The organism is Amycolatopsis sp. NPDC043889 (assembly GCF_056435645.1).
This window is the reverse complement of the sequence record NZ_JBWKEC010000051.1, coordinates 1-14,264: the sequence shown is the minus strand read 5'-3', so window position 1 is coordinate 14,264 and position 14,264 is coordinate 1. Positions and strand designations below refer to the sequence as shown.

Below are 14,264 nucleotides of genomic sequence, written 5' to 3'. Positions count from 1 at the left end.
TCTATTCGTGGCCGTCGAACTTGTGTTCGAGTATGATCTTGGCCATGACCACATCTCTTGCTTTTAATCCGAAGGCTGCTCGTTTTCTGGATGCCGCTTATGCCGAGGAGGTTGTGCTTCGTCGGGCGCAGGGGCGGCAGGTGCGTTCGATAGCGGGGTTCGCCGGGGTGGGTGGGTCGCGAAGATCGGTGACCGAGGAGGTCGCGTTGGCGTTCTCGGTCTCCCGTAATCAGGCGTATCTGCTGGTCGAAACCTCGTCCGCCCTGGTGGCCCGGTTGCCGAACACGTTGGCGGCGCTGGAGAACGGTGATATCGATCTGTACAAGGCGTCGAAAGTGTCCCAGCTGACCCGCGAGGTGTCCGATGAGGTCGCCGCGCGGGTGGACGCCTGGATGGCGAAGCGTCTCGCCGGCCGTGATCCCGGGGCGATCCGGAAATCGGTGGATCACGCGGTGCAGAAGTTCGATCCCGGCGGCTACCGGGAACGCGCCGCGGCCAAACGCGCGTTACGGCATGTGTCGCTGGAACACGAGGACGAGACCATGTCGAAGCTGTCGGGCTGGCTCCCCGCCGAGGTCGCCAGTTCGATCTACGCGTCCCTGAGCCACGCGGCCAAGAACCGCCGCAAGGCCGACATGTCCCGCACCCTCGACCAGCACCGGGCGGATATTTTCGCCGAACGGTTGCTGGCCGAGGACGGCCACGGGACACCGCGGGCGCATGTCCATGTCTATGTCTATGTCGACTTGCTGACCCTGACCGGTGCCCGGGAAGATCCCGCGACCCTCGCCGGCTACGGACCCATTCCTGGCTGGCTCGTGCGAGAGATCGCCGCCGACCCTGGCTCGACGTGGTCGCGGTTGATCACCGACCCCACTACCGGGCAACTTCTCGAAGCCAGTTCGGGCACCTACCGGTCCCCGGCCTCACTCGCCCGCCTGATCAGAGCCCGGGATCGGGAATGTACCCACCCTGGCTGCCACCGCCCGGCGGAGTTCTCCGAGATCGACCACATCACCACCTGGGCCCGCCACGGCACCACCGATCACCACAACTGCCACGCCGCCTGCAAGATCCACAACCTCCTCAAAGAAGAACCCGGCTGGGCCGCGGAACCCACCGGCAACGGCGGCATGACCATCACCACCCCCACCGGCCACACCTACACCGCAACACCCGAACCACTCCACGACCCACGCCCCCAACCGGAGGACGACACCCCACCCTTTTGATCGGCGCGGGCCTGCTCGCGGCTACCCGGACGCGCGACGGGTAGGGCACCAACGCGCCCTCGGACCGGCGCGCCAGAAACCGGCGCGCCCGGAAACCGTGCCCGTGAAGGCCCCCTTCCCTTCGCTGAGCCGGGGGAAGGAGTCGTTCACGCGCCACCGCGGCGACGATGTGGCCCTACGACCCCGCGGCAGCCTCCCGCGCCGCATCGAACGGAGCCCGGTCGAACACGATCCGCAGCTCCACGATCTTCCCCTCCCGCACCGTCAGCAGCTCGGCCCCGGGCGCGCTCGCCACTGGCAGGGTCGCCGTGTCGTACATCAGCAACGCGGTCGTCTCGTCCCCGAACGCCGAAAGCAGGGTCGAGCCGGTCAGGATCTCGGTGAACGGGCCCATGAACCCGCGAAACGCCTCCGCGCCGGAAAGGGGTCCGCCGGGCGTGTGGCAGGCGATGTCGTCGGCGACGTAGGTCATCGCCTTCTCGAAGTCCTTGCCCGTCCACGCGCGGTGGTAGGAGAGCGCGACATCCAAGGCGGGACTGGTCATGATGGTTCCTTTCGTCGGTCTTCACCCCGTCAGACACCACCCCCGCCCCGAACGGAACGGTGCACCGCGAAAGTGACACGATCGGCTCATGAGGGCGATGGGAGACCAGGACTTTCGCGAGCTCACCGACACCTATCGGCACGAGCTCCACCTGCACTGTTACCGGATCCTCGGCTCCCTCACCGACGCCGAGGACGCCGTCCAAGAGACGCTCCTCGCCGCTTGGAAGGGCATCGACGGCTTCGAGGGGCGCTCATCGCTTCGCACGTGGCTGTACCGCATCGCCACCAACCGCTGCCTCAACGCTCTGAGGGACGCGGGCCGCCGTCGCCCGCCCGAGCCGGTGCCGCCGTTCGACCCGCCGGAGCCGAGCCGCCGCGGCGAGGTGACCTGGTTACAGCCGTATCCGGACGAACTCGCCGACAGTGAGCCCGGCCCCGAAGCGCGCTACAGCACCAAGGAGGCGATAGAGCTCGCCTTCATCACCGGACTCCAGCTCCTCCCGCCGAGACAAGCAGCCACGCTCGTCTTGCGTGACGTCCTGTGCTTCCCCGCCGGTGAGGTCGCGAGCATGCTCGGCACCACCGAGACGGCGGTCAAAGGCATCCTTCAGCGCGCCCGTGCCTCCCTCGACAAGCATCGCGAGAGCGCCGGGCACCGGCCGTCACCCGACGAACGCGCGCTGACCAGGCGATTCGCCGATGCGTTCACCGCGGGCGACCTCGACGGCATCCTGAGCCTGCTCACCGACGACGCCTGGCTCGCCATGCCGCCGGCACCGCACGAGTACCACGGTCTCGAAGCGATCGCGGGCTTCCTCCGCGTCACCATGGCCATTCCCGTGGAGGGTTTCACCATGACCCCGGCACGGGCCAACAACCAGCCCGCCTTCGTCTGTCGTCACGGTGAGACACCGGCCGGACTGATGGTCCTCACCCTCGACGGTGATCGCGTCCGCGCCATCACCCGGTTCCTGGATCAGAAGTAGCCCGCCAGGCGGCGGCAGAGCCTGGCGATGTCGATGACCGGCGCGCCCGTCCACGAAGGGCCGTCCATCCACCCGATCTCCTCGGGCGTTCCCTGATGCCGTACGAAAACGTGCTGGTGGAAATGTGCGACACTCCGCCCGGCGATGGCGGAGAACACGTGCTCCGGAGCCAGTTCCGCGCGCAGGCCCCTGGCCGCGCACCAGGCCGCTCGCGAAACCGCCGAGACCTCGTCCGAGGTCAGCTCGTCCAGCGCCGCCACGTGCCGCCGGGTTTCGACGAACAGATACCCGGGGAAGCCGCCGGGCCGGTGCGACACGACGACCGCGTCCCCGGCCCAGACCACCGGCCCCACCAGCGGGCCTTCGCCACGGTGCTTGGCACAGATCGCGCACTCCACCGGCTCACGATAACGGCGGCCGCACCCGCGCGAGGTGGTCCGCAGGCGAGCCGAACAGGTGCGCCGCGCCATGTGCCCGCTTGAAATACCGATGCGCCGGATGCTCCCAGGTGATCGCGATCCCGCCGTGCAGCTGGATCATTTCACCCGCCACCGTCGCCAGCGACTCCGAGCAATGCACCTTCGCCGCCGCGGCCAGCCTGCTCGACTGCGGAGCCGCGTAGGCCGCCGAGCGCGCGGTCTCCACCAGGACGTGGAGATCCGCCATCCGATGCTTCAACGCCTGGAATCCGCCGATCGGCCTGCCGAACTGGTGCCGCTGCTTGCTGTACTCCACCGTCAGTTCGAGGGCCCGTGCCGCGGCACCGGCCTGTTCGGCGGCCAGGACGGCGCAGGCGACGTCCCGCAGCGCGCCGAGGTCGACGGGGCCGATCAGCCGGGCGGGGACACTGTCGAAACGAACCCTGGCCAACCGCCGGGTTTCGTCCATCGCCGCAGTCCGCTCTCGCCGCGCATCGGTGACTTCGTACAGCGAGCCGTCAGCCACGACCAGGAGGATCTCGGCCTCGTCTCCGTGGAGGACGTAGTGCGCCTCACCCTCCACCGCGGAGTCGGCGACGCGGCAGGCAGGAGCATCCCAGCGACCTTCGGCATCGGTCCAGGCCACCGCGCCGACGACACCTTCGGCGAGGCGGGGGAGCAGACGTTCGCAAGCCTCGTCGTCGCCCGTGGCCAGGACGGCGTGCACGGCGAGCACGGCCGAGCCGAGGAACGGGACGTCGGCGAGGACCCTGCCCAGTTCTTCGGCGACCACCTGCAGTTCCGCCGTCCCGGCGCCGAGCCCGCCGAACCGCTCGGGAACGGCCAACGCCGCCACCCCGATCTGCTCGCACAGCTCGGGCCAGGGATCCGCTTCCCGGTCCAGCAGTTTCCGCACGCTGTCGCGCAGCGCGTTTTGCTCGGCGGTGAACGTCATGACAGCACCCGCTCCCGGTGGAACCGCGGCGTGCCCCAGGCACCGACCAGCGCGCGGACCCTGGTCAGCCGCAGGCCGAGCGAGTGTTCCGCGGTGTAGCCGATCGCACCGTGCACCTGCAGCCCGGTCCGGGCGGCGAGGTGCGCGGCGTCGCCGCACGCCACCTTGGCCGCGGAGACGTCGCGCCGGTCCAGCGTTACGGCCGCGCCGAACAGCAGCGGTTCGGCCAGCGCGAGCCCGGTCGCGACATCCGCGAGCAGGTGCTTGACCGCCTGGTAGCCGCCGATCTCACGGCCGTACTGCTTGCGTTGTGCGGCATACGCGACGGACGTGTCGAGCAGCCACCGTCCCGCGCCGAGGAGTTGCGCCGCGGTGGCGAGCACACCCAGTTCGAACGCGCGGGCAGCGTCGAGCGCAGTGCCGAGATCGTCGCCCGTCACCGGCGGGAACAACCGTCGTGAACTGTCCACAGAGGACAAAAGGGAGCCGGGAGTGAACGCGCGCAGCCTGCCGTTCTCGACGGCGAGCCGCGCGTCCGCGACGTCGGAATCCAAGGCATACGGCACATGCGGAGGGTAAGCCACCGACGCCAGCGTCTCGCCGGACGCGACCGACGTCAGCAGTTCGTCGTCCAGCAAGGACGGCAGGACGGCCACGGTGTCGGTCCACGGCCCGGGAACGCAGTGATAGCCGAGCCGTTCGAAGCCGACGGCCAGATCCACCGGCGTGGCGCCGAAACCGTCGTACTTCTCGGGGACCGCCAGCGCGGTCACGCCGAGTTCCGCCAGCCGCCGCCAGATCTTGAGACCGGGGCCGTGATCACCAGCCGCCCAGGACCGGTTCGCCGAATCCGTGTCCACACCGGACAGAAGATCGTGCAGGCTGCGGGAGAACTGCTCCTGCTCGCCGGAGAGTGCGAACCTCATCGAGCCCCCTTCGGCAGGCCGAGCAGCCGTTCGGCGACGATGGACCGCTGGATCTGGTCGGTCCCGCCGTAGATCGGCCCCGCCAGGGAGAACAGCCAGCCGTCGCTCCAGCCGCCCCGCAGTTCGGCGTCCGGGCCGAGGATGTCGAGCGCGGTTTCGTGCAGGGCGACGTCGAGGTGCGACCAGAACAGCTTGTTGACACTCGACTCCGGGCCGAGCTCGGCACCGTCCGACAGCCGGGTGACCGTGCCCAAGGTGTACAGCTGATAGGCTCGCGCGCCGATCCACGCGTCGGCGACCCGGTCCGCGGTGTGCGCCGGACGTCCGGCGTCGTGCCAGAGCGAGACCAGCCGGTCGGCAGCGGCGAGGAACCGGCCGGGGCTGCGCAAGGACAGGCCGCGTTCGTTGTTCGCCGTCGTCATCGCGACCCGCCAGCCCTCGCCCGGCGCGCCGATCACGTCCTGGTCGGGGACGAAGACGTCGTCGAAGAAGATCTCGGCGAACCCCGGTTCGCCGTCCAGCTGCGGGATCGGCCGGACGGTGACGCCCTCGGCTCGCAGGTCCACCATCAGATAGGTGAGTCCCTTGTGCCGCACCGAGTCCGGGGCGCTGCGGAACAGACCGAACGCGCGGTCGGCGAACGTCGCCCGCGAGCTCCACGTCTTCTGCCCGCTGACCCGCCAGCCGCCGTCGCAGCGGGTCGCGGTGCTCCGCAGGGCGGCGATGTCGCTGCCCGCCTCGGGTTCCGACCACGCCTGCGCCCAGACCTCCTCGGAACGCGCCATCTTCGGCAGGATGCGGCGCTGCTGCTCTTCCGTGCCATGGGAGAACAGCGTCGGCGCCAGCATGAAGATGCCGTTCTGGTTGACCCGCGACGGTGCTCCCGCGGCGTAGTACTCCTCCTCGAACAGCACCCACTCCAGCAGGCTCGCGTCCCGCCCGCCGAACGCGCGCGGCCACGAGACGACGGACCACCGGGCGTCGGCCAGCTGCGCTTCCCACTCGCGGTGCTGCGCGAATCCTTCGGCGGTGTCGAACGACTTCAGCGGCTCGGCGGGAACGTTCGCGGCGAGCCAGGCGCGGGCTTCGTCACGGAAGGCGAGCGTGCGCTCGTCGAGATCGAGGTCCATCAGGAGGTCCTGTTCGCGTCACGCATCGAGCGCGCGTCCTGCCCGCCCAGCGAGTCACCGCCGGAAACCTCGGCGTTGTGCGCGTGCGCGAAGTGGTGCAGCCCGAACACGGAGTCCATTCCGGACCGGAGACCCATCAGGTCTTCGGCCTGGTTCACGGCCTTCTTGGCGAGCGCGAGCCCCATCCGCGGCATCACCGCGACCTTCTCCGCCAGCGCCATCGTCTCGGTTTCGAGGTCGGCGCGCGGGACGACGCGGTTCAGCATGCCCCATTCCTTGGCCTGCCGCGCCGTGAAGCGCTCACCGGTGAACAACACTTCCTTGGCCGCGCGCGGACCGAGGACCCAGGGGTGCGCGAAGTACTCGACACCGGGAATCCCCATGCGCACCACGGGATCGGCGAAGAACGCGTCGTCGGAGGCAACGATCATGTCGCAGACCCATGCCAGCATCAGTGCTCCCGCGATGCACGCGCCTTGCACGCTCGCGATGGTCGGCTTCGGGATCTCGCGCCACCTTCGGCACATGCCGAGGTAGACCTCGGACTCGCGGGCGAACCGCTGATCGCCGCCCTCGGCGCCGACATGGTCCCACCACAGGACCGCCTTGCGCTCGAACGAGACGTCCACGTCGCGCTCCGGCGTCCCGATGTCGTGCCCGGCGGAGAAGTGCTTCCCGGCGCCGGCCAGCACGATCACCTTGACCTCGGGATCGTCGACGGCGCGGGTGAACGCGGCGTCGAGCGCGTAGGTCATCGCCGAGTTCTGCGCGTTCCGGTACTCCGGCCGGTTCATCGTGACGACGGCCACCGGCCCGCGCCGCTCGTACTCGACGGTCATCCGTTCTCCTCCCGCAACACGCGTTTCAGTACCTTCCCCGACAGGTTTCGCGGAAGCTCCGCCGCGAAGTCGACAAATCGAGGAGTCTTGTAATTGGCCAACCGGCCTTCGCAATGCGTCAGAACGTCCTCAGTGGACAGTACGGCTCCGGGGACGAGCCGGATGACGGCCTTGCCGACCTCGCCGAGCCGATCGTCCGGCACGCCGACGACGGCGGCTTCGGCGACACCGGCCAAGCGGGTCAGCACCTGCTCGACCTCCGCCGGGTAGACGTTGAACCCGCCGCAGACGTACATGTCCTTGATCCGGTCGACGATCTTCAGATACCCGCGTTCGTTCAGCACCCCGACATCGCCGGTGTGCAACCAGCCGTCGGCGTCGACGGCCTTCGCGGTGGCGTCCGGATCGTCGAGATAGCCGAGCATGACGTTGGGGCCGCGGAGCAGGACTTCGTCGTGTTCGCCGAGTTTCACCTCGAAGCCCGCCGTCGCACGGCCCGAGAAGTTCGCGACCAGTTCGGCGTCGTCCTCGGGGCGGGACATCGTGGCCACCACGGCTTCGGTGAGGCCGTACGCGGTGAGCACGGTGTCGAAGTCCAGATCCGTCCGCATCCGCTCGACGAGCGTGACCGGCACGGTGGCGGCGCCGGTGACGGCGAGCCGGAGACTGGAGAGATCGTGGTTCGCGCGTTCCGGCGCGTCCAGCAGCACTTGGTAGATCGTCGGCGCGCCGGGGAGCACGGTGATCCGCTCGCTTTCGATGAGGCGCAGGGTTTCCCGGACGTCGAAGGTGCGCTGCGGCAGCAGGGCCGCGCCACGCAGGACGGCCGCGAGGATCCCCGCCTTGTACCCGAAGCTATGGAAGAACGGGTTGATGACGAGGTAGCGGTCTTCCTCGGTCAGGCCACCGCAATCGCCCCAGGCTTCGGCGACGCTCAGTGCCTGCCGGTGGCTGCTCATCGCGCCCTTGCTGCGCCCGGTGGTCCCGGAGGTGAACAGGATGTCGCTGACGCCGTCCGGTTTCGCGGGACTGACGAAATCGCTGTCGAGACCGGCGAGGGTGTCCCATTCCGTGACGCCGTCGACGGGTTCTTCGGCACCTTCGACGGGGATGCGCACCACGGTGCCCGGGCGAGCGGAACCGAGGTCCGCCAGCCGGTCCGTGCCGAGGAACGTGCCGGTGATCGCCAGCGCGGACACCTTCGCGCGCTCGAGGACGTCGATGGTCTCGCGCGCGGTGAAGCGGGTGTTGACCGGGATCAGCGTCGCTCCGGCGTACAGCGCGCCGAGCCCCGCGACGACCCAGTGCCACGTGTTGGGGGAGCAGATGGCGACCCGTTCGTGGCCCTCGAAGAACCGCGCCGCCTGGCGCACCCGCCGGGCGAGCTCGGCATAGGTGAGCCGGACTTCGCCGTCGACCAGCGCTTCTCGCGCGGTGAAGCGTTTCGCGGCCCTGTCGAGCGCCGCCGGGATGGTTCCTTCAGTCATCGAAGTCTCCCTAGCAAGTGCTTGGTAGGGTAGCCTACGCAGCAGGCTCTGGTTTGGCTAGAGGAGGCAGGCGTGGTCCAAAACGGTTTCCGTGACCGTGTGCGCACCTGGCTGGCGGACAACCTGCCGACGGAACTGCGCGGTTCGGGCGGTCCCGGCCGGGAGCACGAGGCCTTCGACGAACGCGTGGAATGGGAGCGGCGGCTCGCCGCGGCGGGCTGGACCTGCGTCGGCTGGCCGGTCGAACACGGCGGTCAGGGCGCGACCCTCGAACAGCAGGTCGTCTTCCACGAGGAGTACGCGCGAGCGGGTGCGCCGGCGCGAGTCAGTCACCTGGCGCAGGAACTCCTCGGCCCGACCCTGATCGCGTTCGGCACGCCGGAGCAGCGGAAGCGGTTCCTGCCGCCGATCGTGGCCGTCGAAGAACTGTGGTGCCAGGGCTATTCCGAACCCGGCGCCGGATCCGACCTCGCCGCCGTGTCGACCACGGCGACCCTTGAAGGCGACGAGTGGGTGCTGAACGGCCAGAAGGTGTGGACGTCGCTCGCGCACGTGGCCGACTGGTGTTTCGTGCTGGCCCGCACCGAACCCGGTTCGAAACGCCACAAAGGACTGTCCTATTTGCTCGTCCCGATGCGGCAGCCCGGAGTCGAGGTCCGGCCGATCCGGCAGCTCACCGGGACCTCGGAGTTCAACGAAGTCTTCTTCGACGGTGCCCGCACGGCGAAGGATCTCGTCGTCGGCGAACCCGGCGACGGCTGGCGGGTGGCCATGGGCACGCTCGCGTTCGAGCGCGGCGTCGCGACGCTCGGGCAACAGGTCGGCTTCCGCCGGGAACTCGAGGAACTCACCAGGATCGCGCCGGACGACCCGGTGATCGCCGAACGGATCGACCGCGCCTGGGTCGGCTTGGAGGTCATGCGGGCGCAGGCGATCCGCACCCTCGGCGACTCGTCGCCCGGTGTGGCCGAAGTGTCCAAACTGGTCTGGGCGAACTGGCATCGCGATCTGGGGGAGCTGGCTATGCTCGTCCGCGGCGCGCGGGGTGTGCTCGCGGAAGACGGTCTCGACGCCTGGCAACGGCTCTTCCTCTTCACTCGCGCCGACACGATCTACGGCGGCTCCAACGAAATCCAGCGCAATGTCATCGCCGAGCGAGTGCTCGGCCTGCCAAGGGAGGTGCGACCGTGATCCCGGTGCCGAAGTACCCCGAGGGGGCGAACCTCCTGCGGGACAAGGTGGTCGTGGTGACGGCGGCGGCCGGCACCGGGATCGGTTCCGCGGTGGCGAAACGCGCGCTGGAGGAAGGCGCCCGCGTCGTGATCAGTGACTGGCACGAGCGGCGCCTCGGCGAAAAGGCGGCCGAGCTGGGCGACGTCCACGCGATCCCCTGTGACGTCACACAAGAGGATCAAGTGCAAGCGCTCATCGACGGAGCCGCCGCGCACTACGGCCGGATCGACGTGCTCGTCAACAACGCCGGGCTCGGCGGCACAAGGTCCATTGTGGACATGACCGACGAGGAATGGGCACGGGTCATCGACGTGACTCTCAACGGCACGTTCCGCGCGACGAGGGCCGCGGTGAACCGGTTCATCGCCCAAGGCGGCGGCGGGGCGATCGTCAACAACGCGTCGGTGATCGGGTGGCGCGCGCAGGCCGGGCAGGCCCACTACGCGGCCGCGAAGGCGGGGGTCATGGCACTCACCCGGTGTTCGGCCGTCGACGTCGCCGAACACGGCATCCGGGTCAACGCCGTCGCGCCGAGCCTGGCGATGCATCCGTTCCTGGCCAAGGTGACCAGCGAGGAACTGCTCACCGAACTCACCGCGCGCGAGGTCTCGGGGAGGGCGGCGGAACCCTGGGAAGTGGCGAATGTGATGGTGTTCCTCGCCAGTGAGTACTCGTCGTACCTCACCGGCGAGGTCGTGTCCGTGAGTTCCCAGCATGCGTGAGACCTGTTGGCGGAGCAGAGGTGAAACTCGGGAAAGTGATCCTATGTGTGAACCTGCCCGGCCGAAGGCCTCGCGATCTCGGTGGCAGGGCGCCTTCTCGGCTCGACGTGACATGACTTACCATCTAGCGCCCTGCCGACGTCGATCGCGGTCGCGGGTTCACCACCACACGATGAGGTACCGATGAAAGCCAGTCCAGGGTCCCGCCGCGCCGAACTGCTCGCCCTGGCGGCGAAGCTGTTCGCCGAGCGCGGTTACGTCTCCACCACCGTGCGGGACATCGCGGACGCGGCGGGCATCCTGTCCGGCAGCCTGTACCACCATTTCGACTCGAAGGAGTCGATGGCCGACGAGATCCTGACCGGATTCCTCGACGAACTCTTCGGCGCCTACGCCGAGATCGTCGCGGAAGAGAAGGGGCCGAGGGAAACACTCGAAGCCGTCGTCGTGGCGTCGTTCGAATCCATTCACCGGCGGCCCGCCGAGGTGGCGATCTACCAGTCCGAGGCGAAGCATCTGATGCAGTTGCCGCGGTTCGGCTACCTCAACGACCGCAACACCGAATTCCGCAAGCTGTGGAACGGGATCCTCACCGACGGCATCGCGGCGGGCGTGTTCCGCGAGGACCTCGACGTCGAACTGACCTACCGGTTCATCCGCGACACCGTCTGGGTGGCGGTGCGCTGGTACAACCCCGGCGGCACGCTGAGCGCGGACGACGTCGCGCAGCAATACCTCGGGATCCTGCTGGACGGAATCGCGACCAAGAGGAGGCGGCGTGGCTGAAGCTTATGTCCTGGACGCGGTCCGGACCCCCGTCGGCAAACGCGGGGGAGCGCTGAGCGGTGTCCACTCCGCCGACCTCGGCGCCCACGTCATCCAGGCCGTCGTCGAACGCGCGGGCGTCGAGGCCGACCTGGTCGACGACGTCATTCTCGGCTGTTGCGACACGCTCGGGCCGCAGTCCGGGAACATCGCGCGCACGGCGTGGCTCGCGGCGGGTTTCGGGCACCACGTGCCGGGTGTGACGATCGACCGGCAGTGCGGTTCGAGCCAGCAGGCCGTGCACTTCGCCGCGCAGGCGGTGCTGTCCGGGACGATGGATCTCGTCCTCGCCGGCGGCGTGCAGAACATGAGCGCCATCCCGATCAGCGCGGCGATGCTGGCCGGACGCGAGTACGGCTTCGAAGACCCGTTCTCCGGCTCGAAGGGCTGGCAGGAGCGGTACGGCAGCGTCGAGGTCTCGCAGTTCCGCAGTGCCGACATGATCGCCGAACACTGGGACCTGACCCGTGAGGCGATGGAGGAGTTCGCCTTCCGCAGTCATCAGCGGGCGATCGCGGCCATCGACGAAGGCCGGTTCGCCGCCGAGACCGCACCGTTCGCCGGTGCCGCCCTGGACGAGGGGCCCAGGCGCGACACCAGCTTGGCGCGGATGGCGGGGCTGAAACCGCTGAGCGAGGGTTCTCGGATCACCGCGGCCGTGGCCAGCCAGATCTCGGACGGTGCCAGCGCGACGCTCATCGCGTCGGAGAAGTTCGTCGAGGAACACGGTCTCACCCCGCGCGCCAGGATCCATCACCTTTCCGTGCGGGCGGCCGATCCGGTGTGGATGCTGACCGGGCCCATCCCGGCGACCGCGCACGCGCTGCGGAAGACCGGCCTGAGCATCGACGACATCGACCTGTTCGAGGTCAACGAAGCGTTCGCGAGTGTCGTCCTGGCGTGGATCGAGGAGACGGGCGCCGATCCGGACCGCGTCAACGTGAACGGCGGCGGGATCGCGCTCGGCCACCCCATCGGGGCGACCGGCACGAAGCTGTTCGCGACGCTGCTGCACGAACTCGAGCGGCGAGGTGGGCGCTTCGGATTGCAGACGATGTGTGAGGGTGGCGGAACGGCGAACGTCACGATCATCGAGCGGCTTTGACACTCCACACGCCGAGCGCCGATGCGCTGAACACCGCGCCCAGCAGGCAGACGCCGGTCCAGCCCGCGACGGCGTAGACGGCGGTCGAGCCGATGGCGCCCAGGCCGCTGCCGACCGAGTAGAAGATCATGTACCCGCCGATCAGCCTGCTCCCGGCGTCCGGCCGGAGCGGGTAGATCAGGGTCTGGCTCGTGACGTGCACGGCCTGGACGGCGAGGTCGAGCAGGATCGCGCCCGCCGCCAGCGCCCACAACGAGGAGCGGGTGAAACCCAGCGGTATCCAGGAAAGGACGAGCAGGCCCAGCGCCAGGCCGGTCGTCAAGCGCGCGCGGCCGCGATCGGCGAGCCGCCCCGCGGGAGCCGCCGCCAGCGCGCCCGCGGCCCCGGCCAGCCCGAACGCGCCGATAGCGGTATGCGACAAGCCGTCTTCACTGAGCGGCAGGGCGACCGAACTCCACAAGGTGCCGAAGGCGGCGAAGATCAGCAGTGCGAGCGTGCCGCGCGTCCGGAAGACGGGCTCCTCGACGAAAAGTGACCACGTCGAACGCAGCAGCCGCCCGTAGTTCATGGCCTTCCCCCCAGGTGTGGCGGGAAGGACGCGATACAACACGATCGCGATCAGCACGGTCACGGCCGCGGACACGACGTACACCGCGCGCCAGCCGGCGAGGTCGGCCAGCGTGCCGGACACCGTGCGCGCGAGCAGGATCCCGAGGACGACGCCGGTCGTCACGAGGCCGACCACACGCCCGCGTTCGGCAGGCTCCGCCAGCGACGCGGCGAACGCGACCAGGAGTTGCGTGACGACCGCGAGCACACCGATCGCCGCCATGCCGGCGAACAGCACCACACCGTTCGCGGCGGTCGCGGCGACGAGTTCGGCGATCGCGAGCAGGGCCAGCTGGCCGGTGACGAGCCGCCGCCGGTCGAGCAGGTCGCCGAGCGGGACCAGCAGGAACAGGCCGAGTCCGTAACCGAGCTGGGTGAGCGTGACGATGCCGCCGACGGTCGACGCGGCGATGCCGAGGTCGGCGCCCATCGTGACGAGCAATGGCTGCGCGAAGTAGATCGTGGCGACGGCCGTCCCGGCGGCCACGGCGAACAACAGGACGACACCGCGGTGCACGAACCCTCCAGATGGTTTCAAGTTGCTACCACTGGGACGGTAGAGCACTACGGTTGTAAGATGCAACCATGGTGAAGCGGACGACGTTCGACGAAGCCCCGTGCCCGGTGGCGCGCTCGGTCGACACGATCGGCGACTGGTGGTCACTCCTGATCGTGCGCGACGCCTTCGACGGCGTCCGTCGCTTCGGGGAGTTCCAGCGCAGCCTCGGCGTCGCGAAGAACATCCTGTCCGCGCGGCTGCGGGCGCTCGTGGGACACGGCGTGCTCGACCTGGTCCCGGCTTCGGACGGGAGCACGTACAGCGAGTACGTCCTGACATCGAAGGGGCGGGACCTGTTCCCGGTGATCGTCGCTCTGCGGCAATGGGGGGAGGCGCACTTCTTCGGCAAGGGGGAGCCGCGTTCGGAACTGGTGGACCGCGACGGCGGGCTTCCGTTGCGGGAGCTGGAGATCCGGGCTGCGGATGGGCGTGTCGTCGGGCCGGAGGACACCGTGGTGGTGAAGGCGCCGTGAGCTGAAGGACGCTTCCCCCGCATGCGATGCCAGGGCCCCGGCAAGTCGATTACCGCTGGTCAGTTTGGCAGGAGGGTCGTGGGGGGGGGGGGGGGGGGTGGCCCCCCCCCCCCCCCCCCCCCCCCCCCCCACCCCCCCCCAACCCCCCCCCCCCCCCCCCCACCCCCCACACCCCCCCCCCCCCCCCCACACCCCCCCCCCCCCACCAAACCACCCCC

15 protein-coding genes are annotated in these 14,264 nt (G+C 69.3%); 7 read left to right on the top strand and 8 right to left on the bottom strand.

The features are described 5' to 3' along the window. Positions 1 to 188 precede the first annotated feature (188 nt). A complete protein-coding gene (locus AC0685_RS41800) occupies positions 189 to 1,232 on the top strand; it encodes an HNH endonuclease signature motif containing protein (RefSeq protein WP_478230591.1) in 1,044 nt (347 codons plus the stop codon). 175 nt (positions 1,233 to 1,407) lie between these two features. Here the strand turns inward: AC0685_RS41800 and AC0685_RS41795 are convergent, their stop codons facing one another. Beyond that, positions 1,408 to 1,776 carry a nuclear transport factor 2 family protein gene (locus tag AC0685_RS41795; protein WP_340685137.1) on the bottom strand — a complete coding sequence of 123 codons (369 nt, stop codon included), beginning with the start codon at positions 1,774 to 1,776 and terminating at the stop codon, positions 1,408 to 1,410. Between the two features lie 88 nt (positions 1,777 to 1,864). On the opposite strand from AC0685_RS41795, the gene AC0685_RS41790 reads away from it, so the two are divergent. Continuing rightward, positions 1,865 to 2,764, top strand: a complete 900-nt coding sequence (locus tag AC0685_RS41790; RefSeq protein ID WP_478230574.1) for an RNA polymerase subunit sigma-70 — start codon at positions 1,865 to 1,867, stop codon at positions 2,762 to 2,764. Here AC0685_RS41790 and AC0685_RS41785 read toward each other — a convergent pair. The 6 genes from AC0685_RS41785 to AC0685_RS41760 are packed head-to-tail and all read right to left on the bottom strand — an operon-like array spanning position 2,755 to position 8,520. Continuing rightward, positions 2,755 to 3,162 (bottom strand): HIT family protein, encoded by a 408-nt coding sequence (locus AC0685_RS41785; RefSeq protein ID WP_478230573.1) that lies wholly within the window; start codon positions 3,160 to 3,162, stop codon positions 2,755 to 2,757. The genes AC0685_RS41790 and AC0685_RS41785 overlap by 10 nt on opposite strands. Positions 3,163 to 3,166: 4 nt before the next feature. After that, a complete protein-coding gene (locus tag AC0685_RS41780; RefSeq protein WP_478230572.1) occupies positions 3,167 to 4,138 on the bottom strand; it encodes an acyl-CoA dehydrogenase family protein in 972 nt (323 codons plus the stop codon). After that, on the bottom strand, positions 4,135 to 5,064 hold the full coding sequence (locus tag AC0685_RS41775; protein ID WP_478230571.1) for an acyl-CoA dehydrogenase family protein: 930 nt from the start codon (positions 5,062 to 5,064) through the stop codon (positions 4,135 to 4,137). The genes AC0685_RS41780 and AC0685_RS41775 overlap by 4 nt, the downstream gene beginning before the upstream one ends. After that, positions 5,061 to 6,194, bottom strand: coding sequence for an acyl-CoA dehydrogenase family protein (locus AC0685_RS41770; RefSeq protein ID WP_478230570.1), 1,134 nt, complete (start codon positions 6,192 to 6,194; stop codon positions 5,061 to 5,063). Before AC0685_RS41770 ends, AC0685_RS41775 begins: the two co-directional genes overlap by 4 nt. After that, the gene (locus tag AC0685_RS41765; RefSeq protein ID WP_478230569.1) at positions 6,194 to 7,033 is read right to left on the bottom strand and encodes an enoyl-CoA hydratase; all 840 of its coding nucleotides are present in this window, start codon (positions 7,031 to 7,033) and stop codon (positions 6,194 to 6,196) included. The genes AC0685_RS41770 and AC0685_RS41765 overlap by 1 nt, the downstream gene beginning before the upstream one ends. After that, the gene (locus tag AC0685_RS41760) at positions 7,030 to 8,520 is read right to left on the bottom strand and encodes a FadD3 family acyl-CoA ligase (protein WP_478230568.1); all 1,491 of its coding nucleotides are present in this window, start codon (positions 8,518 to 8,520) and stop codon (positions 7,030 to 7,032) included. Before AC0685_RS41760 ends, AC0685_RS41765 begins: the two co-directional genes overlap by 4 nt. 72 nt (positions 8,521 to 8,592) lie before the next feature. On the opposite strand from AC0685_RS41760, the gene AC0685_RS41755 reads away from it, so the two are divergent. The 4 genes from AC0685_RS41755 (at position 8,593) to AC0685_RS41740 (ending at position 12,405) form a co-directional block, all read left to right on the top strand. Continuing rightward, positions 8,593 to 9,711 (top strand): acyl-CoA dehydrogenase family protein, encoded by a 1,119-nt coding sequence (locus AC0685_RS41755; protein WP_478230567.1) that lies wholly within the window; start codon positions 8,593 to 8,595, stop codon positions 9,709 to 9,711. Continuing rightward, the gene (locus AC0685_RS41750; protein WP_478230566.1) at positions 9,708 to 10,475 is read left to right on the top strand and encodes an SDR family oxidoreductase; all 768 of its coding nucleotides are present in this window, start codon (positions 9,708 to 9,710) and stop codon (positions 10,473 to 10,475) included. Before AC0685_RS41755 ends, AC0685_RS41750 begins: the two co-directional genes overlap by 4 nt. 183 nt (positions 10,476 to 10,658) lie before the next feature. Further along, complete coding sequence (locus tag AC0685_RS41745; protein WP_478230565.1) at positions 10,659 to 11,261, top strand: TetR/AcrR family transcriptional regulator; 603 nt, start codon at positions 10,659 to 10,661, stop codon at positions 11,259 to 11,261. Further along, a complete protein-coding gene (locus AC0685_RS41740) occupies positions 11,254 to 12,405 on the top strand; it encodes an acetyl-CoA C-acetyltransferase (RefSeq protein ID WP_478230564.1) in 1,152 nt (383 codons plus the stop codon). The genes AC0685_RS41745 and AC0685_RS41740 overlap by 8 nt, the downstream gene beginning before the upstream one ends. Here the strand turns inward: AC0685_RS41740 and AC0685_RS41735 are convergent. Then, positions 12,389 to 13,531 (bottom strand): MFS transporter, encoded by a 1,143-nt coding sequence (locus AC0685_RS41735; RefSeq protein ID WP_478230590.1) that lies wholly within the window; start codon positions 13,529 to 13,531, stop codon positions 12,389 to 12,391. The two genes, AC0685_RS41740 and AC0685_RS41735, sit on opposite strands and share 17 nt — an antisense overlap. Before the next feature lie 68 nt (positions 13,532 to 13,599). Here AC0685_RS41735 and AC0685_RS41730 point away from each other — a divergent pair, with 68 nt between their 5' ends. Further along, positions 13,600 to 14,046, top strand: coding sequence for a winged helix-turn-helix transcriptional regulator (locus tag AC0685_RS41730; RefSeq protein ID WP_478230563.1), 447 nt, complete (start codon positions 13,600 to 13,602; stop codon positions 14,044 to 14,046). The last annotated feature ends 218 nt before the right edge of the window (positions 14,047 to 14,264 follow it).